Origin of the sequence: Rhodococcus sp. 66b (assembly GCF_002076325.1) — a bacterium.
In the GTDB taxonomy this organism is placed as follows: domain Bacteria; phylum Actinomycetota; class Actinomycetes; order Mycobacteriales; family Mycobacteriaceae; genus Rhodococcus_F; species Rhodococcus_F erythropolis.
The window spans coordinates 88,757-112,179 of sequence record NZ_MUZB01000017.1; the positions used below are offsets into that span (position 1 = coordinate 88,757).

At 62.8% G+C, this 23,423-nt stretch carries 28 protein-coding genes; 21 read left to right on the forward strand and 7 right to left on the reverse strand.

All coding sequences use genetic code 11. The features are described 5' to 3' along the window. The first annotated feature begins 108 nt into the window (after positions 1–108). Together B0E55_RS26565 and B0E55_RS26570 are read left to right on the forward strand one after the other, a co-directional pair. The gene (locus B0E55_RS26565; protein WP_042952053.1) at positions 109–765 is read left to right on the forward strand and encodes a nitroreductase family protein; all 657 of its coding nucleotides are present in this window, start codon (positions 109–111) and stop codon (positions 763–765) included. Beyond that, the gene (locus B0E55_RS26570) at positions 759–1,382 is read left to right on the forward strand and encodes a dihydrofolate reductase family protein (RefSeq protein ID WP_029255511.1); all 624 of its coding nucleotides are present in this window, start codon (positions 759–761) and stop codon (positions 1,380–1,382) included. The genes B0E55_RS26565 and B0E55_RS26570 overlap by 7 nt, the downstream gene beginning before the upstream one ends. Here B0E55_RS26570 and B0E55_RS26575 read toward each other — a convergent pair. Then, a complete protein-coding gene (locus tag B0E55_RS26575) occupies positions 1,379–2,182 on the reverse strand; it encodes a sulfite exporter TauE/SafE family protein (protein WP_037120385.1) in 804 nt (267 codons plus the stop codon). The genes B0E55_RS26570 and B0E55_RS26575 overlap by 4 nt on opposite strands. Positions 2,183–2,274: 92 nt before the next feature. On the opposite strand from B0E55_RS26575, the gene B0E55_RS26580 reads away from it, so the two are divergent. Continuing rightward, positions 2,275–3,078, forward strand: a complete 804-nt coding sequence (locus tag B0E55_RS26580) for an AraC family transcriptional regulator (RefSeq protein ID WP_080910822.1) — start codon at positions 2,275–2,277, stop codon at positions 3,076–3,078. Here B0E55_RS26580 and B0E55_RS26585 read toward each other — a convergent pair. From B0E55_RS26585 to B0E55_RS26595, 3 genes are all read right to left on the reverse strand, one after another. Next, positions 3,056–3,505: a hypothetical protein gene (locus tag B0E55_RS26585; RefSeq protein ID WP_020969792.1), complete on the reverse strand. Its 450-nt coding sequence runs from the start codon at positions 3,503–3,505 to the stop codon at positions 3,056–3,058. The genes B0E55_RS26580 and B0E55_RS26585 overlap by 23 nt on opposite strands. A gap of 46 nt (positions 3,506–3,551) precedes the next feature. Continuing rightward, complete coding sequence (locus B0E55_RS26590; RefSeq protein ID WP_080910823.1) at positions 3,552–4,805, reverse strand: glycoside hydrolase family 1 protein; 1,254 nt, start codon at positions 4,803–4,805, stop codon at positions 3,552–3,554. 140 nt (positions 4,806–4,945) lie between these two features. Beyond that, complete coding sequence (locus B0E55_RS26595; RefSeq protein ID WP_406682341.1) at positions 4,946–8,215, reverse strand: arabinosyltransferase domain-containing protein; 3,270 nt, start codon at positions 8,213–8,215, stop codon at positions 4,946–4,948. Positions 8,216–8,270: 55 nt separating this feature from the next. Between B0E55_RS26595 and B0E55_RS26600 the strand changes: the two genes are divergently transcribed. From B0E55_RS26600 to hisF, 11 genes are all read left to right on the forward strand, one after another. Continuing rightward, positions 8,271–8,816: a hypothetical protein gene (locus tag B0E55_RS26600; RefSeq protein ID WP_019748778.1), complete on the forward strand. Its 546-nt coding sequence runs from the start codon at positions 8,271–8,273 to the stop codon at positions 8,814–8,816. Between the two features lie 152 nt (positions 8,817–8,968). After that, positions 8,969–10,291, forward strand: a complete 1,323-nt coding sequence (gene hisD / locus B0E55_RS26605; RefSeq protein WP_020908000.1) for a histidinol dehydrogenase — start codon at positions 8,969–8,971, stop codon at positions 10,289–10,291. After that, a complete protein-coding gene (locus B0E55_RS26610) occupies positions 10,288–11,430 on the forward strand; it encodes a histidinol-phosphate transaminase (RefSeq protein ID WP_019748776.1) in 1,143 nt (380 codons plus the stop codon). The genes hisD and B0E55_RS26610 overlap by 4 nt, the downstream gene beginning before the upstream one ends. Further along, the gene (hisB, locus tag B0E55_RS26615; protein WP_003942383.1) at positions 11,427–12,041 is read left to right on the forward strand and encodes an imidazoleglycerol-phosphate dehydratase HisB; all 615 of its coding nucleotides are present in this window, start codon (positions 11,427–11,429) and stop codon (positions 12,039–12,041) included. The genes B0E55_RS26610 and hisB overlap by 4 nt, the downstream gene beginning before the upstream one ends. Next, positions 12,038–12,187, forward strand: coding sequence for a hypothetical protein (locus B0E55_RS31985; protein WP_007732248.1), 150 nt, complete (start codon positions 12,038–12,040; stop codon positions 12,185–12,187). Before hisB ends, B0E55_RS31985 begins: the two co-directional genes overlap by 4 nt. Before the next feature lie 92 nt (positions 12,188–12,279). Beyond that, the gene (locus tag B0E55_RS26620; RefSeq protein WP_024487482.1) at positions 12,280–13,401 is read left to right on the forward strand and encodes an MFS transporter; all 1,122 of its coding nucleotides are present in this window, start codon (positions 12,280–12,282) and stop codon (positions 13,399–13,401) included. Positions 13,402–13,410: 9 nt separating this feature from the next. After that, on the forward strand, positions 13,411–14,046 hold the full coding sequence (gene hisH, locus B0E55_RS26625; protein WP_003942389.1) for an imidazole glycerol phosphate synthase subunit HisH: 636 nt from the start codon (positions 13,411–13,413) through the stop codon (positions 14,044–14,046). After that, positions 14,043–14,294 carry a hypothetical protein gene (locus tag B0E55_RS26630; RefSeq protein ID WP_019748773.1) on the forward strand — a complete coding sequence of 84 codons (252 nt, stop codon included), beginning with the start codon at positions 14,043–14,045 and terminating at the stop codon, positions 14,292–14,294. The genes hisH and B0E55_RS26630 overlap by 4 nt, the downstream gene beginning before the upstream one ends. Before the next feature lie 19 nt (positions 14,295–14,313). After that, a complete protein-coding gene (priA, locus tag B0E55_RS26635; protein ID WP_003942371.1) occupies positions 14,314–15,048 on the forward strand; it encodes a bifunctional 1-(5-phosphoribosyl)-5-((5-phosphoribosylamino)methylideneamino)imidazole-4-carboxamide isomerase/phosphoribosylanthranilate isomerase PriA in 735 nt (244 codons plus the stop codon). A 9-nt stretch (positions 15,049–15,057) separates the two neighbouring features. Beyond that, a complete protein-coding gene (locus tag B0E55_RS26640; protein WP_021333657.1) occupies positions 15,058–15,891 on the forward strand; it encodes an inositol monophosphatase family protein in 834 nt (277 codons plus the stop codon). Then, a complete protein-coding gene (gene hisF, locus B0E55_RS26645; RefSeq protein WP_003942380.1) occupies positions 15,888–16,661 on the forward strand; it encodes an imidazole glycerol phosphate synthase subunit HisF in 774 nt (257 codons plus the stop codon). The genes B0E55_RS26640 and hisF overlap by 4 nt, the downstream gene beginning before the upstream one ends. On the opposite strand, the gene B0E55_RS26650 is transcribed toward hisF, so the two are convergent. After that, complete coding sequence (locus B0E55_RS26650; RefSeq protein WP_029255504.1) at positions 16,658–17,275, reverse strand: TetR/AcrR family transcriptional regulator; 618 nt, start codon at positions 17,273–17,275, stop codon at positions 16,658–16,660. The genes hisF and B0E55_RS26650 overlap by 4 nt on opposite strands. A 118-nt stretch (positions 17,276–17,393) precedes the next feature. Here B0E55_RS26650 and B0E55_RS26655 point away from each other — a divergent pair, with 118 nt between their 5' ends. Then, positions 17,394–18,875: a flavin-containing monooxygenase gene (locus B0E55_RS26655; protein WP_020907997.1), complete on the forward strand. Its 1,482-nt coding sequence runs from the start codon at positions 17,394–17,396 to the stop codon at positions 18,873–18,875. 21 nt (positions 18,876–18,896) lie between these two features. On the opposite strand, the gene B0E55_RS26660 is transcribed toward B0E55_RS26655, so the two are convergent. Further along, positions 18,897–19,418 (reverse strand): universal stress protein, encoded by a 522-nt coding sequence (locus B0E55_RS26660; RefSeq protein WP_020907996.1) that lies wholly within the window; start codon positions 19,416–19,418, stop codon positions 18,897–18,899. Between the two features lie 101 nt (positions 19,419–19,519). Here B0E55_RS26660 and hisI point away from each other — a divergent pair, with 101 nt between their 5' ends. The 4 genes from hisI (at position 19,520) to B0E55_RS26680 (ending at position 21,278) form a co-directional block, all read left to right on the forward strand. Next, a complete protein-coding gene (gene hisI / locus B0E55_RS26665) occupies positions 19,520–19,867 on the forward strand; it encodes a phosphoribosyl-AMP cyclohydrolase (RefSeq protein WP_003942390.1) in 348 nt (115 codons plus the stop codon). Positions 19,868–19,873: 6 nt separating this feature from the next. Continuing rightward, positions 19,874–20,167: a DUF1905 domain-containing protein gene (locus tag B0E55_RS26670; RefSeq protein ID WP_080910825.1), complete on the forward strand. Its 294-nt coding sequence runs from the start codon at positions 19,874–19,876 to the stop codon at positions 20,165–20,167. A gap of 24 nt (positions 20,168–20,191) precedes the next feature. Next, a complete protein-coding gene (locus B0E55_RS26675; protein ID WP_020907995.1) occupies positions 20,192–20,818 on the forward strand; it encodes an SRPBCC family protein in 627 nt (208 codons plus the stop codon). 73 nt (positions 20,819–20,891) lie between these two features. After that, complete coding sequence (locus tag B0E55_RS26680; protein ID WP_020907994.1) at positions 20,892–21,278, forward strand: DUF2784 domain-containing protein; 387 nt, start codon at positions 20,892–20,894, stop codon at positions 21,276–21,278. A gap of 60 nt (positions 21,279–21,338) precedes the next feature. Here the strand turns inward: B0E55_RS26680 and B0E55_RS26685 are convergent, their stop codons facing one another. Continuing rightward, the gene (locus tag B0E55_RS26685; RefSeq protein ID WP_029255500.1) at positions 21,339–21,764 is read right to left on the reverse strand and encodes a nitroreductase/quinone reductase family protein; all 426 of its coding nucleotides are present in this window, start codon (positions 21,762–21,764) and stop codon (positions 21,339–21,341) included. 109 nt (positions 21,765–21,873) lie between these two features. Between B0E55_RS26685 and B0E55_RS26690 the strand changes: the two genes are divergently transcribed. Continuing rightward, the gene (locus B0E55_RS26690) at positions 21,874–22,296 is read left to right on the forward strand and encodes an ArsR/SmtB family transcription factor (protein WP_020907992.1); all 423 of its coding nucleotides are present in this window, start codon (positions 21,874–21,876) and stop codon (positions 22,294–22,296) included. Further along, positions 22,293–23,330 (forward strand): cation diffusion facilitator family transporter, encoded by a 1,038-nt coding sequence (locus B0E55_RS26695; RefSeq protein ID WP_029255498.1) that lies wholly within the window; start codon positions 22,293–22,295, stop codon positions 23,328–23,330. Before B0E55_RS26690 ends, B0E55_RS26695 begins: the two co-directional genes overlap by 4 nt. Positions 23,331–23,423 lie beyond the last annotated feature (93 nt).

A 23,423-nucleotide genomic window follows, 5' to 3' on the forward strand; every position in this document is an offset into this window, starting at 1 on the left:
CGAAAGTCCTTTGATCGGGGAATACTCCCGACAACCAGCACGCACGGGATCAGAAAAGTGTAGACGGACTGTCCTGCTCACTGCTCGCGACAGTGCAATGATCGGGAGATGACGTCGTATCCCGTACTCGACCTGACACCCGACGAATTACTGACCACAACGCGGACGGTTCGAAAGCGTCTGGATCTGACCCGTCCCGTGCCGTTGGACCTGGTGAAGGAATGCCTCCAGATCGCCCTGCAGGCGCCCTCCGGTTCGAATCGCCAGGGGTGGCAGTGGATGGTGGTGACCGATCCGGCACTGCGTGCAGCAGTCGGGCAGATCTACAAGGAAGTCACCGACGAGTACCTTGCTTCTCACGGTTCGGCGGCAAAACTCTTCCCCGATGATCCCGATCGCGCGCCGATCCAACAGCGAGTAGGCACCAGCGTCGCGTGGCTCGGTGAGCACATGGGCGAGGTGCCGGTTCTTCTCATTCCGTGCATCAAGGCGGGTAAGACGTTGCCGGAGGGGAACCAGGCCGGTCTGTGGGGTTCTCTACTCCCGGCCGCGTGGAGTTACGCTCTGGCCGCACGGGCACGTGGACTCGGTACGGCGTGGACGACATTGCACCTGCAGCGTGAAGCGGAAGTTGCCGAGCTGCTGGGTATTCCGGCCGGATTCCATCAGGCGGCGCTTATCCCGACGGCGTACTTCACCGGCGAGACGTTCAAACCCGCCGCCCGTGAACCGGTCGACAACGTGCTGCACGTGGACCGATGGTGAGCCTGATCTACTCGGCGATCTGCTCGATCGACGGGTATGTGGCTGATGAGCAGGGGAACTTCGACTGGGCGGTTCCCGACGCGCAGGTCCATTCGTTCGTCAACGAGCTCGAGAGGGGAGTCGGCACGTACCTGCTCGGGCGCCGGATGTACGAGACGATGATTCCCTGGGAGACGATGATTCCCTGGGAGACAACGGCACACGAGGACCTTCAAGGTACTTCCGCATCGGTAGGTTCTTCGGTGCCGGACGAGTTTGCCGGAATCGAGGCGGCGACAGTCGAGTTCGCTCAGATCTGGGGTGGCATCGATAAAATCGTGTACTCCACGACGCTGAACGAGGTGTCGACGGCGCGCACAACGATTTCCCGGGACTTCGACGCCGACGCCGTTCGTGCGCTCGAGAGCGAAGCGGTACAAGATATCTCGATCGGCGGGCCGACGATCGCTGCAAGTGCATTCGCGGCGGGGCTGGTCGACGAATGCCGACTGTTCGTCTGCCCGGTCAGCGTAGGAGGCGGATTGCCTGCCCTTCCGCGCGGGCGACTGGACCTGCAGCTGCTCGAAGAGAAAACCTTCGACGGCGGCGTCATCTATCTGCGGTACGCCGTCCGCTAAGCCGCGATCATCACCGCCGTGACTACTGCGAGTAGAGCGATGTAGGCGGCGGCATGGATCCGGTCCGGGATGGCGCCGACAATTCGCCGGCTCAGTGCAATCGCAGGTAGAGAGCCGGCCAGTAACGCGCAAACGGCGAGAAGGTCGATTGCGCCGACTCTGCCCGCTGACAGATCCGAGGCGGTGCTGTGCCCTGATGAGGCCGCGTACACCGCAGTCGCGACGACGGCGACAGGCAAGCTCAACGGGTTGGCGCTCGCGGCGGCGTCGGCCATCGGAACTCCGCCGCGACGCATCATCGGAACCGTCATGACGCTCCCGCCGACTCCGAGGAAACTTGCGACGGCGCCGATGCCTATCCCGACAGCGCGGACGCCGTGACGGTCAAGATGTTCTCGAGGTTCAGGTGGTGTCAGAAACCCTTGTCGCAGAAGGCTGTCGAGGATTGTGACCACGAGGTAGAGGACGAACAGAATCCGAACGGCGCCGTCGTCGACGTGACCTGCCGCAACCGCTCCGAGGCCTGCTCCGGCTGCGACGGGGCCCATCAGTGGTCTGATGTACTCCGCCCGAAGCCGTCCTGATTTCCTGAATGCGATTGTGGCACTGAGTGAATTGACCACCATCACTGCCGCCGAGGATGCGACGGCGACATGCATCGGATCGGTGACGTCCGCCCGAAGTGTGGATGCAGCGTAAACGACTGGGACGGTGACAAACCCGCCACCGAATCCGAACAGAACGGTAGTGACTCCGGTCAAGGCGCCGAAAGCGAGAAGGATGAGGGCGTAGTGAAGCACTTGATGAACGGTAGCGATTTCTCCGCTGGCGCACATTCGAAGGTTCGCCACGTTCCATTGTCAATCAGACACGGACTCGGTAGGTTCCTCCGGTGCGCAACATCTCGATCAACGACGTCGATCACTCACCTCGCGGTGTTCTCGCAATCGGAACCGACTACCCACCAGGTCACGTGCTGGCCGCCCACGAACATCGACGAGCCCAGTTTCTCTTCGCTGTGAACGGTGCGATGAACGTCGAAACCGATGACGGTGAGTGGACGGTTCTGCCGTCCAATGCGGTCATGATTCCCGCCGGTGTCGCTCATGCAGTGACGATGGACGGCGTCAGCACGCGAAGCCTCTACATCGAACCGTCCGCAGCGCCGTGGTTCCCGGTCAGGTGCCGAGTCGTCGCAGTATCGTCGCTCCTGCGTGAGCTGCTCGTCGCTGCAGTCGACATGGATGTCGAGCTGAACGCGGAGGACGACTTCCCCGCACACGGACGCGGCGCCGCGGTATTTCAGCTGATCCTGCACGAACTTCGCGATCTTGCGCCCCTACCTGTGGAACTCCCGCTGCCTCGGCACCCGGGATTGCGGGCGTTGTGCACGCGGTATCTCGCCGGCCCGTCGATCCACGACTCGCCCACGCGGTGGGCCGAGCAACTCCACATCAGTGAACGAACACTGCACCGCTTGCTGATCTCGGAAACGGGGATGAGCGCGTCGTCGTGGATGCAGCGTGCCTGCATTCTTCACGCGCTGCCGAAACTCTCTGCCGGTGCCAGTGTGACAGCCGTTGCGTCTGAACTCGGATACTCGACGCCGGCTGCCTTCGCAGCGATGTGCACCCGAGTTTCGGGTGCACCGCCCAGTAGCTATCGGGCGCGCGTCAGGACACAGACACTGGGATGATGTGGGCGACGACGTCGTGGATGAGACCGTCACGGACTTCGAAGGTTTCACGAATCTCCACGGTCATGAGGCGAGTGCCACCGATTCCCGCGTCGAGCAGATAGGTGGTCGAGACGATGTCCCCGGCTTCCGACATCTCGAGGTCTCGTACGCCCTGGATAACGCGGTATTGGATACCGTTTTCGAGGTCGGCGGACATCTGTGGTCCGGAGAACCCCGTCTTGAGTCCGGCTTCGACGCGCGTCGCATCCGGGGCGAAATGAACATCGGAAACGTCATGGGAGACCAGGGCGTCGATGTAGGCGCGTGCCTGCGCCTCGCGGGGTGAATCGGCCGGGTTGGGGGCTGCTGTCGCAGCGCCTCCGGCAACCAGGATCAGGGCAGCCGTGGCAGCGGCAGTTCCGGCGATATTTCGCAGTGTTCGCATGGGACATCCTAACGACGAGGTGTGGAGGAATTTCGGAAAACGGCCGTCATCGAGTAGCCGTACAGCTGCGGGGAGGATCGACGAGCGAGCAGAAAGCCGGGGCCATGACGGGCACGTAGTCGGCCCCGACGCCGTTCTCGTGAATGATCCGGCGGTAGGCGTCGACGCCGTCGGTCGGGATTCGCGCCGCAGTGGGATCGCCGAGAACATCGACCGTGTAGAGGCCGAATCGAGGTCGGTACGAACCCCATTCGTAGTTGTCGGTGATGGACCAGTAGTTGTAGCCGATCACGTCGGCACCGTCTTCTCGGGCGCGTTCCATCCAATAGATGTGATCGCGTAAGTGATTCGCGCGTGTGTAACCGTCGGCGCGCGGCGCTCCATTGTCGGTGGGCATGCCGTTCTCGACGATGTAGAGGGGGAGCTCCGGATACTTGTACGAGTACCGCATCAATGCGTCGTAGAGGCCTTCGGGTTGTGGTGTGACGTTGTAGAACTCGTCGAGTGCGGCGTACGCGGCAGTCGGATTGTTCAGGGCCACACCGTAGTAGTAGTCGATCCCGAGAAAGTCGAGCTTGTCGCGCACCCGATCCGTGAATACCGAATCGATCGCCTCGGACACGCCGGGAATGAAGGAGAAATTACTGCTCGCGCGGGCACCGGGATCGAGAACATGGATGCGGTCGTAGATCGCCCGGTGGACTCGGACCAATGAATCGAACATCGACGGTGCCTGGGTGAGTGCGATTCCGCCGTAGGTCAATTCACGCTGAACATACACAGTCGGCTCGTTGATCGTGATCCACAGCGCTCCGATTCCGGAGTACCGCTCGACTACCTTCTCTGCGTTGACCAGCCAATCGGCTTCCGTCTTCGGATTTGTCCAGCCGCCTTGATCGACAACCCATCCCGGATACACCCAGTGGTCGAGCGTGATCATCGGAGTCATGCCCCGCGCGCGGATGTGAGCTACCACGTCGTCGTAGTACGCGAATTCGGCCTCGTTCCAGCTCCCGGCGGCGGGCTGAACTCGCGCCCACTCGACGCCGAATCGGAAAACCTTCGATCCCAGATCGGCCGCCCGGTCGATGTCCTCGGCGTAGCGATGCCGGAAGTCGACCGAATCACCGATCTTGTCGTGGGTTCGTCCGGAATCGGAGTATCGAGACCAGTTGCTGTCCGGCGACGAACCTTCCGATTGGAATCCGGAGGTGGCAACGCCCCAGAGGAAGTCATCCGGTACCTCCGCCGAGGCGCGAGTGGGAAAGGCGAGCGCCCCGAGCAGGCACGTCAGTGCCATGAGTGCAGGCGTAACAGACCGTGACAGGGCTCCCATGCCTGGGAGACTAAGTCATACAAGTGTCCAGTCGCAGGCGTTTCGTCCGATCCGCCCGCGACTGGACCGTGTCACTCAGTGACCCATCCGCTCAGAAATTCCGCTCAGAAAACCATGGTCATCGATCCCGGATTCCACGTCCCGGAGCGCTGAACGGTCGCTTCGTCGACCTGGGCGGGCACTGCACTCGGATCGATCGGTGTGTACTTCTCGATCGAACCCCAATCGCGAGCCCAGTCGTTGTCGAGATACGACGGAATGGTCTGAGCGGTCAGGAGCAGATCGATCCACCCCAACGGTCCACCGCCGTAGTGGTCCTGCCAGGCACTGGTCACGAGCGCGCCGGAATGGTCGGGAAGGATCCGATACTCGGGGACCTCGGCGATACCGACCCGATGATCGAAGGGGCGTTGGCACGGGAATGCCAGTCCGACAGCCCAATCCAGCATGACGGGCGCCTGTGAACCGACGACGTCGTTGAGCTTCTGGGTCTTCGGAACCCGCGGCGGGGTGACGGCCACCCATTGGTCGGGCTTGCTGTCGTAGTCGCTGACGACAAGTCGAATGCTGTTGGCTTCGACGGGAATCTGGTCCAGCGGCACACGCAGGTTCCGCCACGACGGTGCCGGACCGATGTCGAGGGGCGCGATCTTTCCGAGTGTTTCCACAGCGTCTGTTTCGGCATCGTCGACGCCACGCGCTGTTCCGTATTCGACCTCGACGTTCTGGCCGTAGGTGACGATTCCGTCCTTGTCGACCGACCGAACACGACCAGCGGTTGCAATCGAGATGATGTCTCCGCGTGTGGCGTTCTCGCCCACGTCGGGGAGTTGGTACCAGTCGCTGGTCAGAGTGCCGGGGGAGGGCTGACCGTAACTACCCATGACGGGTGTTGTCGCCGGGTCGAGACCGAACGGTAACGCGACCGAACTGCCGTTGACCCCGGTCTGTCCGGCGCCTCCGCCGGTTCCGGCCGAGTTACCGGCGGTGTCCTCGGAGGTGTCGACGGTGTTCGCGCCGCCGGTAGCCGTGGCTTCCTTGTCTGCTCGAAGGTCGGAGGCGACGCCATTCGGATCGAATCCTGTAGCCCCACCGGCGGAGAGTGCTGTGGCGACGCTGCCCGAGAGGGGCGTCAGCATCGAGGCGTTCGGATCGGTCTCGAGCAGAACGTCGTTGGCGAGTCCGCAGTGTTGGCCGAGAACGGCGTCGACGTTTGCACGGCCCACCGAATAGGCCGGGTACTGGGTGACCGCGCCCTTGGCCATGGACAGCACCTCGAAGAGGACCATGGCACCTGCGGCAATCGTCAGTGGCGAGATGGCAAGCAGTCGAGCGTGCTTCGCGGACGGTTCCTTCCCAGCGGTGTACGGCTCACGGAAGAAGTACCACGCGGCGACGCCGAGCATCAGCACCGTCAGCCCGAGGAGGACGGTGCTCGCGCCGAGTCCGCTGATCGACACCGGCTTGTCAAACCACGGAACGCTGTAGCTGGACACGTAGTAATAGCTGTTGCTGCCGGTGAATGCGACGGCCAGGAGAAACAGTACGGCTGCCGCGAAGAGGGCCCGATTGCGCGGCGAGCGCAGGAGTTTTGTACCCACGGCGACCGCCGTCATCATCGCCAGAACGGCGGTGAGTCCGGCAAAGATTCCGAAGTGGTGCGTCCACTTGGTCGGCGAGAACATCAGCAGTGGCAGTGCGCCGATCGTCAGCCCCACGACGCGGCGTGACGGACCGGCGGCCAAACCGGGAATCCGGCCGCCCTTGCGCAGCATCATCGCGGTGCAGACGCCAAGGCACAGAACCATGACGAACACACCGAATCTGCGAGTCAGAGAACCGTCGACGGAGATGTTGAAGAGGTATTGATAACGGAGGTACTCGTCGAACCAGGGCTGATTCGGCGAGATCGAGTGGACGCGTTGCATCTCGATGACGGCGGCGAGGCTCTGATCGCCGAACGCGGGGATGAGGATCGACAGTCCGGCAGCCAGCAATGGTCCGACAGCCGCGACGTAACCGGTGGTGCGGGCACGTTCGATGATGATGCGCATGATCGGGCGGATTCCGGCGATCAGTGCGGCGAAGCAGATGAGGCCGGAAGGCCCGGCGGTCAAGGTGAATCCGGCGATCAGTATCGCGACTGCGACCGGCAGAAGTCGTCTCGTCGCGACGGCCCGTTCGATCGAGCACCACGTCAGCAGGACGCCGAGAGCAACGATCGGTTCGGGACGCAGTCCGTTGTTGAACGGAAGCCAGAATGCAAGGAAGACAAGCGCGCCGGTCCAGAGGGCGAGTCGATTTCCGCGAATTGCGGCGCCCAGCCGAGGCGCAACCTCGCGGCTGATGACGAGCCAGGTGATGACGCCTGCCAACAGAGCAGGCAGACGGACCCAGGGGCTTGCAGTGCTGACGTGCGCCAGGAGTCCGAGGATGTTGTAGTACGGCGTTCCGAACGGGGTCTCGGGGACCGCGAACCACCGGAAATAGTTGGACATGTAGCCCGATTGCTCGGAGGCCCTGGCCATCGTGAACTGGTAGCCGTCATCGGTGGTGGTAGCGCCGATGAAGTGCCACAGCACCAGAGTTCCGACGACGACGCCGTCGAGGACGGTGAACTTCCACCATCGGGCGGGCAGAAATTTGCGTGTGCCCCGGCCGTCGCGGTTGTCGAGGCGGTGCAGCGCGAAGAGGGACACGACAGCCGTGAGTGCCCCGAGAATCATGGCGAGAGTCTTGATCACCGACGGACTCGACGTGAAGCGAGAGTCCGCCTCGATCGAGACGTTCAAACCGGCTGATGCCGAATCGAGGTCGCTGAAGACGCCGACTACCTGTGGTCGGCTGTCGCCCTCGATGACGCGCGGTTCGGAACCGGTGGCGCTGAAGGTGGTTCGGGTCGGCTCGGCGGCGAGCGTGAGTGCGCATCCAGTTTGCAGATCAGCAACGGGTGTCGAGAGCAGCACTTGATCGCGCAGGACAACGTCGACCCGAGCGGGAGCGTCGGCGGATTCGGGGGAGACAGTGGCAACAAATCCGTAGCGGCGCGCATCGGCGGCACCCGGGGGAGCCGTCGAGACGAGTGTTCCGCCGGTGGCGGCCAACTCGCTGATCGACGCGCACGGGATCGATGCCTCCATGCGCAGCGGTGTGTACGAGACCAATGGCGCCTCGACGCTTTTCGTCGACCCGGCCTGCGGCCAGTTGACGACGGCTGTGTCCTGCTCGATCGGCAGGAACGGCACTGATCCGCACAAAACTATGCCGAGGATCGATGCGACAATCGCAACGATCCGTGCTCGGTTCGGTCCGCTGGATCGCTGAGGGGTCGGCAAGGCCGGAGGTGCGGTCGTGGCCACGTCACTGTCTGTCACGACTTTGGACCCTAGCTGTGCGTGACGTGTTTGTTATAAAAGCGCGAGTAATGGGATGGTCGTGTTCCCGGTGCCGTTCCGCGGTGCGGGGGTTGTCGGCGATCGAGGCGGGGGTGCTGTGCACGAAGTTCACGAGTCCATTTCGTTGAGCCCACTTCTGCGGCGTTCGACGGCCGCATTGTGCGTCGTCCTCGGAATTGTCCTGGTGATTGTCTGCGGGTTCGCGGCGATCGTGGAACACGACCCGGCGGGCTACGTCGGCGCCGTGTTGTCCGCGGTCCTGTCCTTCGGGTTGGCCGCGTACATGTGGAAGGTGCGCGTGATCATCACCACAGACGTCGAACGAGTGTCGATCGCGCTGTCTCCGGGGCTGCGTCAGGTATTTCGGTGGGACGAAGTTGTGTCTGCAACTGCAGTACATATCGGGATGGGCTCCGGAATCGGTTATCGAATGACCGGCCCAGGTATGCGGGTAATTCTCGCGTCACCCGGCGCCGGGGTCCGCTTTCGTCTGCACGACGGACGCGAAATCTCGGTGGCGACCGACCGAAGGGACGAGCTGATCGAACTCGCCCGGCGGCGGGCGCCGGACCTGCAGTGAGCGTCGCAGGTGGACCGGTGAAAAATGGGGTGCGCCTATCCTGGATAATTGACATCAGTTCTGTGTTTCAGGCGCGTTGTTCAGGCCTGTAATGCCGGACCGGTTTGCTGCCGCTTGCACAGGCACCCCGTTTGCGTACGAGAGGAACTCTCATGCTTGCCCGCACCGACCTGCGTGGTCGTACCCCATCCACGGCCGAACTTCGCGCCGCGCTTCCCCGAGGTGGAGTGGATGTGGACGCGGTGCTGCATCAGGTTCGCCCGATGGTCGAAGCTGTTCGTGATCGCGGGGCAGAAGCCGCCCTCGAGTTCGGCGAGAAGTTCGACGGCGTTCGTCCGGCTTCGGTTCGTGTACCCGCAGCCGAGCTCGAGCGCGCACTTCGTGAACTCGACCCCGCAGTCAAGGAAGCCCTCGAGGTTGCGATCGAGCGCACCCGCAAGGTGCACGCCGATCAGCGTCGCAAGGACACCGTCACCGAGGTCGTTCCGGGTGGCACGGTCACCGAGCGTTGGGTGCCGGTCGAGCGCGTCGGGCTGTACGTACCCGGCGGCAATGCCGTGTACCCGTCGAGCGTTGTCATGAACGTCGTGCCGGCTCAGACGGCCGGCGTCGGGTCGCTTGTTGTCGCCTCGCCGCCCCAAGCCGACTTCGGCGGATTGCCGCACCCGACCATTCTCGCCGCCGCAGCCATGCTCGGCGTCGACGAGGTGTGGGCCGTCGGCGGCGGGCAGGGCGTCGCCCTCCTTACCTACGGCGGAACCGACACCGATGGAACCGAGCTTGTCCCGGTCGACCTCATCACCGGTCCCGGCAACATCTACGTCACTGCGGCCAAGCGTCTGTGCCGCGGACTGGTCGGCATCGACGCAGAAGCCGGTCCCACCGAGATCGCGATCCTCGCCGACCACACCGCTGACCCGGTCCACGTTGCCGCCGACCTCATCAGCCAGGCCGAGCACGACGTGATGGCCGCCAGCGTTCTTGTCACGACCAGCGTCGAATTGGCCGACGCCGTCGACAAGGCTCTGGCTGCGCAGCTCGAGATCACCAAGCACCGCGAACGCGTCACCACGGCACTGACCGGCAGCCAGTCGGGCACGGTGCTGGTTTCTGATGTTTCCGCTGGTCTGCGCGTCGTCAACGCTTATGCGGCCGAGCACCTCGAGATTCAGACCGAGGACGCAACCGGTGTCGCAGCTCAGGTCACCAGCGCTGGTGCCGTGTTCGTCGGCCCGTGGGCGCCGGTCAGCCTCGGCGACTACTGCGCCGGCTCCAACCACGTTCTGCCGACGGCCGGGTGTGCACGTCACTCCTCCGGTCTGAGCGTGCAGACCTTCTTGCGTGGGATCCACGTGATCGACTACTCCGAGTCGGCTCTGAAAGACGTTGCCGGACACGTCATCACGCTCGCCAACGCGGAGGACCTGCCCGCTCACGGCGAGGCTGTGCGTCTGCGATTCGAGGCTCTGCGATGAGTAGTGCTCCTGGAGAATCGATTACGGTCGACGCCCTTCCGATTCGCGAGAACCTGCGTGGAAAGTCGGCATACGGCGCACCGCAATTGACGGTGCCTGTTCAGCTCAACACGAACGAGAACCCGCATCCGCCGACGCAGGCGCTCATCGACGATGTCGCCGAATCCGTGCGCGAAGCCGCGAAGGAACTGCACCGCTACCCCGACCGTGACGCTGTCGCGTTGCGGACGGATCTGGCGGCGTACCTGTCGAAGCAGACGGGTGTACCGGTCACCGTCGACAATCTGTGGGCGGCAAACGGATCGAACGAGATTCTGCAGCAGCTGTTGCAGGCATTCGCAGGTCCGGGACGTAGCGCGATGGGTTTTGTTCCCTCGTATTCGATGCACCCGATCATCGCCGACGGTACCGATACCGAGTGGGTCGAGGTCTTCCGTCGGGACGACTTCGCACTCGACGTGGATGCTGCCGTCACAGTGATCGAGGAACGTCGACCGGACGTCGTGTTCGTGACCAGTCCCAACAACCCGACCGGACACAGCGTCGGTATTGCGGAACTACGACGCATCCTCGACGTGGCGCCGGGCATCGTGATCGTCGACGAGGCGTACGCGGAGTTCTCCGCTGCCCCCAGCGCGATGACGCTGATCGACGAGTTCCCGGCCAAGCTGGTTGTGACCCGCACCATGAGCAAGGCTTTCGCGTTTGCCGGTGGCCGACTCGGCTACCTCGCCGCCGCTCCTGCGTTCATCGACGCACTGTTGTTGGTGCGCTTGCCCTATCACCTCTCGGTGGTCACGCAAGCGGCGGCACGTGCCGCCCTGCGTCACGCCGACGAGACCCTCGGCAGTGTCCACGCGTTGTCCGCCGAGCGTGATCGGGTGTCGAAGGCGCTGGCGGACACCGGTTTCCGAGTGATTCCCAGTGACGCGAACTTCATCTTGTTCGGTCAGTTCACCGACAGCGCACAGGCGTGGAAGGAATACCTCGACCGCGGGGTTCTCATCCGCGACATCGGCATCCCCGGATATCTGCGGGCCACCGTGGGACTCGAAGCCGAGAACGACGCGTTCATCAAGGCCAGTGACGAAATCGCAGGCACCCAGCTGGTCGACACGAATTCAGGAGAGACGGCATGAGCGATCGCATCGCGCGGATCGAACGAACAACTCGGGAATCAAGCATCGTCGTCGAACTGAATCTGGACGGGACCGGCATCGTCGACGTCTCCACCGGCGTTCCGTTCTTCGACCACATGCTCAATGCCTTGGGTACGCACGCCAGCTTCGATCTGGACGTCAAGGCGAAGGGTGACGTCGAGATCGACGCTCACCACACCGTCGAGGACACCGCGATCGTTTTCGGCCAGGCGCTCGGCCAGGCTCTCGGTGACAAGAAGGGCATCCGTCGTTTCGGCGACGCTTTCATCCCGATGGACGAAACGCTGGCGCACGCGTCGGTCGACGTCTCCGGTCGCCCTTACTGCGTGCACACCGGTGAGCCCGACTACATGGTGCATTCCGTCATCGGCGGGTACCCGGGCGTTCCGTATCACGCGGTGATCAACCGCCACGTGTTCGAGTCGATCGCATTGAATGCACGTATCGCACTGCACGTTCGGGTTCTGTACGGCCGCGATCAGCATCACATCACCGAAGCCGAGTACAAGGCCGTTGCGCGCGCTCTGCGTGAGGCGGTCGAGCCGGATCCGCGCGTGAGTGGCGTGCCGTCGACGAAGGGCACACTGTGAGCGTCCTCTTCACCTACTTGCTGTTCATCGGCGCGGGTATTGCCGTGGGCGGCGCCTACTCGATGTTCAAGGTCAACAAGCTTGCGTCGGGAATCCTTCTGGCGTTGGCGGTTCTGGCGGCGGTAGCGGGCGCACTGCGTCTGTGACGCGAAAAGTGACTGCGTCTGTGACGCGAAAAGTGACTGTGTCTGAGACGCAAGATCCTGCTCCATCGCCGGGGTTGCTTCGCACTCCGGGCATGATCGGTGTCCTGATCATGGCGGCGGCAGCTTTCGGTGGCTGGTCGTTGCTGTTGCCGGTGGTGCCGTTGCTGGTTGCGCATTCCGGCGGATCGGATGCGCTCGCCGGATCGGTGACCGGTGTCTTCATGGCGGCCACAGTCGTGACGCAACTGCTCGTGCCTCGGTTGTTGCGGACGCAGGGCTACCGGCGCGTGCTGGCGGTCGGATGTCTGCTCCTCGGTCCACCGTCGTTGGTGCTGTTGATCTCGGCCGACGCCGGCCCCGTCCTGGCGGTTTCCGCGGTGCGAGGAATCGGTTTCGGCATGCTGACTGTTGCCGGCAGTGCGCTCGTGGCGGAGTTGGCGCCCAAACGAATTCTGGGCCGTGCCACCGGCGCTCAGGGAATCGCGATCGCAGCGTCACAAATGGCGGGGCTTCCGCTGGGGCTTGCGATCATGGAACGGTGGTCGGCAACACCGGTGTTCGTTCTCGGTGCGCTGATCCCGGCACTCGCGCTGGTGGCCATTGCCGGGTTGCCGAAGATCTTCGCCCAGCCCACCGGCGAATCCGCCCGGTTGAGTGTGTTCGTCGTCTTGGTCCCGGTGCTCGCTCTGGCGTGTGTGTCCGCGTCGTTCGGCGGGCTGTCGTCTCTACTGCCGATCGCAATCTCGGAGCGCGCGGCCGTTGCAGGTGTGGTGTTGGCGACCGCCAGTGGATCGATGTTGATCGGCCGGTACTCGGCGGGCCTGATCGCCGATCGTCTCGGCAGTGGTCGGACACTCGCGCCGGCATTGGCGTCGTCGACCATCGGATTGGTGCTGTTCGCGATCAACGTCGACGGCGGGTCGACGCCGGTCTTGTTCTGCGCGGCGGTCCTTTTCGGGCTCGGGTTCGGGGCGGTGCAGAACGAATCCTTGGTCATGGCGTTTCAGGCTGCCGGCCCGAGGCAACTCGGATCCGCCAGCGCGATCTGGAACATCGGCTACGACGCCGGCACCGGAATCGGTGCATTGGCGTTGGGATTCGTGGCCACGACTGCCGGCTATGCGTGGGTCTTCGCGGTCTCCGCGGTCGTTGTCGCTCTGCTCCCGGCACTGGCCGCGGGCGGCAAAGTGATTGGCAGCAGGGTTGCCCGATAGAGTTGGGGCATGAGCGCTTCCACGATTGCTGTACTCGATTACGGCTCCGGCAACCTGCATTCGGCTACTCGCGCACTGGCGCGCACCGGGGCGCAGGTGGAGGTGACCAACGATATGAAGGTTGCATTGGCGGCCGACGGTCTGGTGGTGCCCGGCGTCGGTGCGTTCGCGGCCTGCATGGAAGGTCTGCGCGCAGTCCAGGGTGACCGAATCATCGGTAGACGCTTGGCCGGTGGCCGACCGGTGCTGGGTATCTGCGTCGGCATGCAGATTCTGTTCGACAGGGGAGTCGAATTCGGTGTCGAGGCGGAGGGCTGCGGCGAATGGCCTGGCACCGTCGAGAGGCTGCAAGCAGAGGTTTTGCCGCACATGGGCTGGAACACCGTGGAGGCTCCGGAGTCGAGCACGCTGTTCAAGGGTATCGACGCCGACACCCGCTTCTACTTCGTTCACTCGTACGGTGTGCAGAGTTGGGAACTCGCGCCGTCCGAGCACATCGCACCTCCGAAGCTGACGTGGGCAGATCACGGCGGAAAGTTCCTCGCTGCCGTCGAGAACGGTGCGTTGTCGGCAACGCAGTTCCACCCCGAGAAATCCGGCGACGCAGGCGCCGAGTTGCTGAGCAACTGGGTGCAGAGTTTGTGACCGGGAGTTCCGGCCCGAACCGCGGCGACGACTTTTCCCTCGCTCGTCTGGCGTTGTTCTCGCTCGGCGCCGCTGTGGCTGCGTTGGCGGTCGCCACCGTCGTCATCGTCGTGCTCAAACCCTCGCCGGGTGTCGGTCTCGCGATCGGTCTCGTGGGGGTCGTTGCTGCGATCGCGGCAATGGGCGTCGTATCCAAGCGGATGACCCGAAAAGCGTTCGGTGACCCGGAAGACGGTTCGAGGTCCTGACCTACTAGGGTTACCGCACGTGAGCCTGGTCCTTTTGCCTGCTGTAGATGTTGTCAACGGTGAAGCTGTTCGCCTCGTGCAAGGAGAGGCGGGAAGTGAGACCGGTTACGGGTCGCCCCGCGACGCTGCTCTTGCGTGGCAGAACGACGGTGCCGAATGGGTGCATCTTGTCGACCTCGACGCCGCTTTCGGGCGTGGGTCCAACAGCGAACTGCTGGCAGGCGTCATCGGCGACCTGACGGTCAAGGTGGAACTCTCCGGAGGAATCCGCGACGACGCTTCCCTGGAAGCTGCACTGGCCACAGGCTGTGCCCGCGTCAATCTCGGAACCGCCGCTATCGAAGATCCCGAGTGGTGTGCCCGTGCATTGGCCAAGTACGGCGACAAGATCGCCGTCGGACTCGACGTTCGTCTGGTCGACGGCCAGTACCGCACCCGTGGGCGCGGCTGGGTCACCGACGGCGGCGATCTGTGGGAGACTCTGGCCCGTCTCGATCGCGACGGCTGCACCCGTTACGTCGTCACCGACGTCTCCAAAGACGGCACACTCACCGGTCCCAACCTCGAACTTCTCAGTCAGGTCTGCGCTGTCACCGACGCTCACGTCGTCGCCTCCGGTGGTGTGTCGACCATCGAGGATCTGCTCGCCATTTCCAGCCTGGTTGATCAGGGTGTCGAGGGCGCGATCGTGGGCAAGGCGCTGTATGCCGGTCGCTTCACTCTCCCCGAAGCGCTGGCAGCAGTTTCCGGATAGATTTTCCAGATGACTCCGACGCGTGACCTCGACGAACTTCTCGCGATTGCGGGTCGGCTTCTCGATGGCGTCCACGATCAGTTCGTCGCCGGTGTCGGCGCCCCGAGTGCGGTCCGCAAGGGCTGGGGTGATTTTGCCACCGAGGTCGATCTTGCGCTCGAGAAGCGGTTGACCGCGGAGTTGTTCGAGCAGACCGGCATCGAGGTGCACGGCGAGGAATTCGGCGGCCCAGACGTCGGTTCGGGGCTCGTCTGGGTTCTCGACCCCGTCGACGGTACTTTCAACTATTCGGCCGGATTGCCTACTGCCGGAACACTGTTGGCGCTTCTCGACGATGGTGTCCCGGTGCTCGGATTGACCTGGCTTCCGTTGATCGGTCACACGTACGCCACTCGTGCCGGCGGTCCGTTGTTGGTCAACGGAATCGCCGTACCGCCGCTGGAGCCAACCGATCTGGCGTCGTCGATCGTCGGATTGGGTGCCCTCAACGTCAACAGTCGCGGCCGGATCCCCGGCAGTTTCCGTCTCGACCTCCTCGCCGAGATCAGCAAGGTGTCCTCGCGGATCCGGATACACGGCTCCACCGGAGTCGATCTCGCTTTCACGGCGGCCGGCATCCTGGGCGGAGCGATCGTCTACGGCCGCAACGCGTGGGACAACGCGGCCGGGGTCGCTCTCGTTCGCGGTGCGGGTGGGGTGGTCACCGATCTGGCCGGCAACCCGTGGACCGTAGAATCGGAGTCGGTGCTCGCTGCCGCCCCGGGCATCCACGGTGAGATTCTCGATATCCTCAACGCGCTCGGTGATCCGCGCGCTTCGTCCTCAGGAGGACCACAGTCATGACCCTCGCAGTTCGTGTGATTCCGTGCCTCGACGTCGACGCCGGACGAGTGGTCAAGGGTGTCAACTTCGAGAATCTTCGCGACGCCGGAGATCCGGTGGAACTCGCGGCAGCGTACGACGCTCAGGGCGCCGACGAACTGACCTTCCTGGACGTCACCGCCTCCACGTCGGATCGTGGCACGATGCTCGACGTCGTAAGTCGTACTGCCGAGCAGGTTTTCATTCCTCTGACCGTCGGCGGTGGAGTGCGCACGGTCGCGGACGTCGATCGTCTGCTGCGTGCCGGTGCCGACAAGGTCAGCGTCAATACCGCGGCGATTGCGCGCCCGGAACTGCTCAAGGAACTGAGTGAGCGTTTCGGCTCGCAGTGCATCGTCCTCTCGGTCGACGCCCGCACCGTTCCCCAGGGGCAGCCGGACACACCGTCGGGGTGGGAGGTCACCACGCACGGGGGCAAGCGCGGCACGGGCATCGACGCTGTCGAGTGGGCCGAGCGTGGTGCCGAGTTGGGAGTGGGGGAGATCCTGCTCAACTCCATGGACGCCGACGGCACCAAAGCGGGCTTCGACCTTCTGATGATCCGCGCTGTCCGGGCAGCAGTCCACGTACCGGTGATCGCCAGTGGCGGTGCCGGCCTGGTCGAGCACTTTGCCCCGGCAGTCGAAGCGGGCGCAGACGCAGTTCTCGCAGCGAGTGTCTTCCACTTCGGCGATCTGAGCATCCCGGAGGTCAAGGATGCGATGCGTGCCGAGGGAATCGTCGTTCGCTAGGCGTTCTCGGCGCGGATTCCGTCGAACATGAGGCGGCTGATGGCTTGGTTCAGCGTGGTGCAGTCGACGGACGAATCGGCTCGCAATCCTTGAATCGCACTTGCCAGCATCATGCCGTTGACGGCCTGCGCAGTGTTGTCGACGTCGAGGTCGGCGCGTAGATAGCCGCATTCGACTCCGTGATGCAGGTACGCCGCGGTCAACGATGCCGACTGGTCGAGTAGATCGAGCATCCGGCCAGTGAGATCGGCGTCGACGCCTGTCGTCTCGAAGAGCAGAACCCGCGGAATGCGCGGGTCGTCGAAGAAGATGCGGGGGAGCGCTTCGGCGATGCGACCGACCTGGGCGCGGTACTCGTCCAACGTATTTGCTGCGTCAGGGGCATTTTCGACGGCGAGTGCGCTGATGATCTTTGCGATCAGATCGTCGATGACGTGGTCGATGATGTCGCGCTTGTTCTCGAAGTATCGGTAGAACGTGCCGTGACCGATTCCGAGAGTTGTTGCGATATCGGCAATTCCGGTCGCGTGGTAGCCGCGTTCCGCGAAGCACTCGAATGATGCGTCGATGATCTCGCGGCGCAATTCCGCTTTTTTTCGTTCCGCTCGGGTCATGGCCTTCGTCACGTCTGGAATGATACCGTTCTCAATAACGGAATGACGTGTCAGTTTCTGATGTGCAGTTCACGGGTGCGTGGTTCATGGGTGTGCAGTTCATGAGAGGGATTCTCCGATGGCAGTGCAGTACGACGCAGTAGTGGTGGGGGCGGGCTTCGGCGGAATGGGTGCGGCCATTCAACTCAAGCGGATGGGCCTGGACAACCTGGCGATCCTCGAGCGTGAGGACGATCTGGGTGGAACCTGGCACGTCAACCGCTATCCCGGTTTGGCTGTCGACATCGCGTCGGTCACCTACTCGTATTCGTTCGAGCCCAATCCGAACTGGTCCAGGCTCTTCGCACCGGGTGCCGAACTCAAGAAGTACGCCGATCATGTCGCGGACAAGTACGACCTGCGGAAGCACATGACGTTCGGTGCCGTGGTCAACGGAGCCCGCTGGGACGAAGATTCCTCGCACTGGGTCGTATCCGTGGAGGGGGCACCGGACATCACTGCCAAGTACCTCCTGACTGCGACGGGTTTCCTCTCGCAGCCTCATCGACCGGACATCTCCGGTATCGACGAATTTGCGGGCAAGATCATCCACACCACCGCCTGGGACGATTCCTACGACTTGTCGGGCACCAAGACTGCAATCATCGGAACCGGCGCCACCGCCGTGCAGTTGATCCCCGAGGTGGCGCGGCAGGCCGCAGAGTTGACCGTCTACCAACGCACCCCGATCTGGGTCGTTCCCAAGATCGACGTCCCCATTCCGAGCGCAGTGCAGAAGCTGTTCTCGCGCATTCCGCTCACCCAGCGAATCGCCCGCGCTGTCAGTTCGTCGATACTCGAAATGATCATGGTCAGCGCGGTCCTGCATTACAAGCAGGTCAAACTGTTGAACAAGGGCGCTGCAGCCGCATCACGAGCGTTTCTGCGGTCGCAGGTCCGTGACGCGCATCTCCGCAAGCAACTCACACCGGACTACGACTTCGGGTGCAAGCGACCCACGTTCTCGAACAGCTATTTCCGTACCTTCACCAAAGACAACGTGCACCTCGAAACCACGTCGATCGACCACATTGCTGCCGACGGAATCGTCACGGCCGACGGCCGCAAGACCGAGATCGACACGCTGGTGCTGGCAACGGGATTCAACCTCTGGGATGTGAACTTTCCGGCCATCGAGGTTATCGGCCGTGAGGGCCGAAACCTCGGTAAGTGGTGGCGCGACAACCGTTTCCAGGCCTATGAGGGGGTCGCGGTTCCCTACTTCCCCAATTTCCTCACGCTCGCCAGTCCGTACTCGTACAGCGGGTTGTCCTACTTCACGACTATCGAATCCCAGATGCAGCACATGGATCGACTGTTCGGCGAGGTGAAGCGGCGTGGCGCGGAGACGTTCGAGGTCACCGAAACCGCCAACGCCGAGTTCCTGGACCGGATGACGGCGAACCTGGCGGACTCCGTCTTCTACGGCGGCAGTTGCCAGACTTCGCGGAGCTACTACTTCAATCAGCACGGGGAGGCGGCGATCCTGCGGCCCACGTCTACACGCAATGCGTTTGTCGAAGCGAAACGCTTTCCGCTCGAGGATTATTCGATCAGCTAGGCGGGCATGCCCCGTGTTCGGCTATCTCGCCGATCTGACTCCGCTCGGAACCGATATCACGGGATAGCGGTTCTGCCGGTTCAGTCGGGAAGAGACCGAGCTGTGTATCAGTTGGCTCACCGCGGAGGCAGCGCCTTTTCGCGGTGAGCCGATCACGATGGTGAAGGCGTCGTACTTGTCCGCGGTCGCGAGGATGACACCGGCCGGGTCGCCGTAGGTGCAGTCGTATGTCCAGGTGTCCGTGTGCGAGGCAAGTGTCGAGGTTGTCTGTTCGCGTTGCGACACCATCTCGTCGTGCAGACGCGTTTCGAACTGTGGTGAGTCGGTTTCGACAGGCAAGTCCTCGGACGTGATGCAGTGAACGACGTGGAGTGCTGAATCCTCCTTGGCGGCAAGCGTCAATCCGTAGCTGACGACATTCTTGCCGCTCAGGCCTGTGCCGATCCCGACAACGATGTGGCGGGTCGGGACGCGATCGGTGCTCGCGTTCACGAGGTGGCAGGTGTACTCCGGGTGTGGGCCGTCATGACGTTGATGGTTCATGTCGGATCCTCTTCCAGAGCGAGAAGCGAAGAAACTTCCATTCTACGGCGACCAAGCAGGGGAATTCCACGGAAGTCACAGGTGGAAGGTATAAACGTCATATGAGTCTTGATCCCGCAATCGCGGCGAAGCTGAAGCGAAACGACGCCGGACTGTTCAGCGCGGTTGCGCAGGAGAAGTCGACCGGTGATGTGCTGATGGTCGCGTGGATGGACGACGAAGCGCTCGCGCGAACACTGGAAACCCGTAAGGGGACGTACTATTCGCGCTCGCGCCAGCAGTACTGGGTCAAGGGTGAGACGTCGGGGCACACCCAGTACGTCCACGAAGTGCGACTCGACTGTGACGGCGATTCGGTCTTGCTGATCGTCGATCAGGAGGGCGCCGCGTGCCACACCGGCACTCACACCTGTTTCGACACCGACGTCCTACTCGCTGCGGAACAGTGACACGAGATGGCCGCTGACAAGACTCCACAACCGCTCGATTACGCCTTCACCGCTCCCATCGAGAAAGACGGGGCGTTTGCGACATTTCTGACGGTGCCTGGTTCGGCGGAACTTCTGGGAACCAGGCGCGCTGTGAAGGTGGTCGGGACTATCGATGGTGAACATCCCTTCGAGGCGACGCTGATGCCGTCCGGTGACGGTCCACACTGGCTTCCGCTGCGCGTGGCGCTCTGCAAGGCGATCGGCAAGAGTGCCGCTGGAGAAGAAGTATCGGTACATCTACAGCAGCGACTGAGCTGAAGTTTTCCCGAACCAAGGAGCGTCGTGGTCGACAGAGCGGTTGATTCGTTGCAGGTGGTAGCGCGAGAGCTGAGCCCGTTCGGCGGTGACGAGTCGAAAACACGCACGTTGCGCATGTCGCGGACCCTCGCGGCGCCCATCGGCACGGTCTGGGCGGCGATCACCGAGTTCGACCGCATTCCCCAATGGTTCATGCCGGTCGGGGGAGAAGCCAGGATCGGCGGCCACTATCAGCTCGAGGGCAACGCCGGCGGCGAAATTTTGGCGTGCGATGCTCCTCGAACACTTCGCATCACCTGGGAATACGGCGGCGATGTGAGCTACGTGACCGTGAATCTCGCCGAAAAAGGCAGTGGTGCAACGCTGTTCGACTTCGAACACGCCGCGGACGTCGAGCCGGATCGGTGGGGCGAGTACGGTCCAGGTGCCGTCGGTGTCGGGTGGGACATGGGACTGCTCGGGCTGGCTCGACACGTGGAACTGGGGATCGCGACGCCACTCGAGACACCCGAGTGGTCGGCGAGCGACGAGGCCAAGGCATTCATCGCGGGAAGCAGTGAACTGTGGGCCGAAGCTGCGATCGCATCGGGCGACGACCCGGATGCGGCTGCAGCCGCCGCTGCTCGCACGACCGCTGCATACACCGGGTAGATCACCTCTACGAGGACTAACATCGGATTAGTCTGGTTGTTGCGGGACTTCCGCGCCACGAGCGGAGACGACGATGGTGTATCGGCTCATCGAAGTAGTGACGGTGTTCGTCCACTTCGCGTTTGTCCTCTATGTGGTGCTGGGTGGGTTCGTGGCGTGGAAGTGGCGTCGTACCATCGGTTTCCACCTTCTTGCAGTCGTCTGGGGAGCCGGTTCGATAGCGGTCGGATATGACTGCCCGCTGACCAATCTCGAGAACTGGGCCCGCCGAATGGCCGGTATCGCGGAGTTGCCGTCCACCGGATTCATCTCGCACTACATCACCGGCGTGTTCTATCCGGCGAGTATCGAAGGCCTGGTACAGGCGCTCGCGGCGACAGTGGTTGTCGGATCCTGGGTCGGATACGTGCTGCTCGGACGGCATTCGAAGGCTGAGGTCAAAGCGTCTTCAGTGTCGTGATTCCGTACAAACGATCCCTGCCGTTTCCGGATGGAAACGGCGGGGAGGCGCGATCAGGATTTACGCGCGAGTCAGTGCCACCACCGGAATTGTGCGGATCCCAGCTGTCTTCTCCGCGTATTCGGCAAATCCCGGGTATCGACTGGCCTGCTCGTCGTAGATGCGGTCACGCTTCTCGCCGGTTACTTCGCTGACGGAGACCGGGTATGTTTCGGTGCCGATCTCGACCTCTGCCTGGTCGGTGGCAACGAGGTTGTAGTACCAGTCGGGATTGGTCGGGGCACCGGCCTTGGATGCAAAAACGTAGATGGTCTTCGGATCCTGCTCGTCTGCCAGATACATCATGGGACTCACGAAATCGCGTCCGGATTTGCGTCCTGTGTGGTGGACCAACACCATGGGCGCACCTTCGAAGGGGCCACCTACCTTGCCCTCGTTCTCCCGAAACTCCGCAATGATTCCTGCGTTCCAATCGTCGGTACTCATCGTTGTCTCCCGGTCTGCGAGTGGCGAAGGGCTCTGCCGCCAAGCTTTGCACAACTGGTGAATCGACGAGAGGTCATCTTCGGCGTCCAGCATGATCTACTATCTACGTATGAACGCAGATAGTGGTGTTTGTCGCCGCAAGCTTCCCGATGATCAAGTCGACCTCGTAGTCGAGGTGTTCCGCATGCTGGCCGACGCAACCCGTGTGCAGGTTTTGTGGGCATTGGTAGACCGCGAGTGCTCGGTGAACGAACTGGCGGAACGCGTCGGCAAGCCGGCGCCCTCGGTGTCGCAGCACCTGGCGAAATTGCGCATGGCAAGGTTGGTACGAACGCGCCGCGATGGTACGACGGTGTTCTATCGTCTGGAGAACGACCATGTGCGCCAACTGGTTACGGATGCGGTCTTCAATGCCGAGCATGCCGGACCAGGATTGCCGGGGCATCACCGTAGTGAAGGTGAGCTTCGGGAGATACACCCGGAGCGCTCGGCGAAGGTCGATCGTAGCGATCAAGAAGAAGGTGCGTCATGACGCACGAACCAAAGACGTCCCACGGTCACGGCCACGGCCACGGACACGGCCACGGGCCGAAGGGATTTCGATCGGCAGTCCGCGAAGTGTTCTCCCCGCACAGTCACGACGCTGCCGACAGTGTTGACGACGCATTGGAATCGAGCGCAATCGGCATCCGGGCGGTCAAGATCAGTCTTGTCGCGCTCGGAGTCACCGCAGTTGCTCAGGTTGCGATCGTGGCGATCTCGGGTTCGGTGGCGCTGCTGGCGGACACCATTCACAACTTCTCCGACGCGCTCACGGCAGTCCCACTCTGGATTGCCTTTGCGCTCGGTCGGCGCGCTGCAACCAGGCGCTATACCTATGGTTTCGGGCGTGCGGAGGATTTGGCCGGACTGTTCGTGCTCGCCATGATCGCACTGTCGGCAGTGATCGCCGGTGTCGAGGCGGTGAGGCGATTGATCAACCCGGTCGAGATCGAGCACCTCGGTTGGGTAGCGGCGGCAGGTTTGATCGGTTTCATCGGAAACGAATTGGTGGCGTTGTATCGGATCAGGGTCGGCAGGCAAATCGGTTCAGCGGCCCTGGTGGCCGATGGATTGCATGCTCGGACAGACGGATTCACCTCGCTCGCAGTCCTTCTGGGGGCCGGGGGAGTTGCGCTGGGTTTCCCGTTGGCAGATCCGATCATCGGCCTTGTCATCACCGTGGCCATCGTGGCGGTGCTCAGGACTGCAGCGCGAGACGTCTTCCGGCGGTTGATGGACGGCGTCGAACCGGAGTTGGTGGACGGCGCCGAGCATGCATTGATGCACGAACCCGGAGTCCTCGGTGTTCGTGATCTGAAGATGCGGTGGATCGGACACCGACTGCATGCCGATGCAGAACTCGACATCGATCCCCGGGCAACGCTTGCCGAAGCTCACGCGATTGCACACAGCGCCGAGCATTCGCTCACTCACGCGGTACCCAAACTCGCTACCGCCTTGGTGCATGCGTACCCGGCGCATGACGCACCGAATATTGAGACCGCACTCGAATCCCAGGTCTGATCTGCAGAAACAGACCTGGCGGAATCCTTTATGTGATCGCATGGGAACTTGTTTTGCCATTTGACGAGATGGGAAGGTTATGCAACCCTATCT

Bases quoted from the DNA above. Each gene is read 5' to 3' on its own strand.
- B0E55_RS26565 (WP_042952053.1), top strand. From the start codon at position 109: ATGACGTCGTATCCCGTACTCGACCTGACACCCGACGAATTACTGACC.
- B0E55_RS26570 (WP_029255511.1), top strand. From the start codon at position 759: ATGGTGAGCCTGATCTACTCGGCGATCTGCTCGATCGACGGGTATGTG.
- B0E55_RS26585 (WP_020969792.1), bottom strand. From the start codon at position 3,505: ATGCGAACACTGCGAAATATCGCCGGAACTGCCGCTGCCACGGCTGCC.
- B0E55_RS26590 (WP_080910823.1), bottom strand. From the start codon at position 4,805: ATGGCACTGACGTGCCTGCTCGGGGCGCTCGCCTTTCCCACTCGCGCC.
- B0E55_RS26600 (WP_019748778.1), top strand. From the start codon at position 8,271: ATGGTCGTGTTCCCGGTGCCGTTCCGCGGTGCGGGGGTTGTCGGCGAT.
- hisD (WP_020908000.1), top strand. From the start codon at position 8,969: ATGCTTGCCCGCACCGACCTGCGTGGTCGTACCCCATCCACGGCCGAA.
- B0E55_RS26610 (WP_019748776.1), top strand. From the start codon at position 10,288: ATGAGTAGTGCTCCTGGAGAATCGATTACGGTCGACGCCCTTCCGATT.
- hisB (WP_003942383.1), top strand. From the start codon at position 11,427: ATGAGCGATCGCATCGCGCGGATCGAACGAACAACTCGGGAATCAAGC.
- B0E55_RS26620 (WP_024487482.1), top strand. From the start codon at position 12,280: ATGATCGGTGTCCTGATCATGGCGGCGGCAGCTTTCGGTGGCTGGTCG.
- hisH (WP_003942389.1), top strand. From the start codon at position 13,411: ATGAGCGCTTCCACGATTGCTGTACTCGATTACGGCTCCGGCAACCTG.
- B0E55_RS26640 (WP_021333657.1), top strand. From the start codon at position 15,058: ATGACTCCGACGCGTGACCTCGACGAACTTCTCGCGATTGCGGGTCGG.
- hisF (WP_003942380.1), top strand. From the start codon at position 15,888: ATGACCCTCGCAGTTCGTGTGATTCCGTGCCTCGACGTCGACGCCGGA.
- B0E55_RS26650 (WP_029255504.1), bottom strand. From the start codon at position 17,275: ATGACCCGAGCGGAACGAAAAAAAGCGGAATTGCGCCGCGAGATCATC.
- B0E55_RS26655 (WP_020907997.1), top strand. From the start codon at position 17,394: ATGGCAGTGCAGTACGACGCAGTAGTGGTGGGGGCGGGCTTCGGCGGA.
- B0E55_RS26660 (WP_020907996.1), bottom strand. From the start codon at position 19,418: ATGAACCATCAACGTCATGACGGCCCACACCCGGAGTACACCTGCCAC.
- hisI (WP_003942390.1), top strand. From the start codon at position 19,520: ATGAGTCTTGATCCCGCAATCGCGGCGAAGCTGAAGCGAAACGACGCC.
- B0E55_RS26670 (WP_080910825.1), top strand. From the start codon at position 19,874: ATGGCCGCTGACAAGACTCCACAACCGCTCGATTACGCCTTCACCGCT.
- B0E55_RS26680 (WP_020907994.1), top strand. From the start codon at position 20,892: ATGGTGTATCGGCTCATCGAAGTAGTGACGGTGTTCGTCCACTTCGCG.
- B0E55_RS26685 (WP_029255500.1), bottom strand. From the start codon at position 21,764: ATGAGTACCGACGATTGGAACGCAGGAATCATTGCGGAGTTTCGGGAG.
- B0E55_RS26690 (WP_020907992.1), top strand. From the start codon at position 21,874: ATGAACGCAGATAGTGGTGTTTGTCGCCGCAAGCTTCCCGATGATCAA.
- B0E55_RS26695 (WP_029255498.1), top strand. From the start codon at position 22,293: ATGACGCACGAACCAAAGACGTCCCACGGTCACGGCCACGGCCACGGA.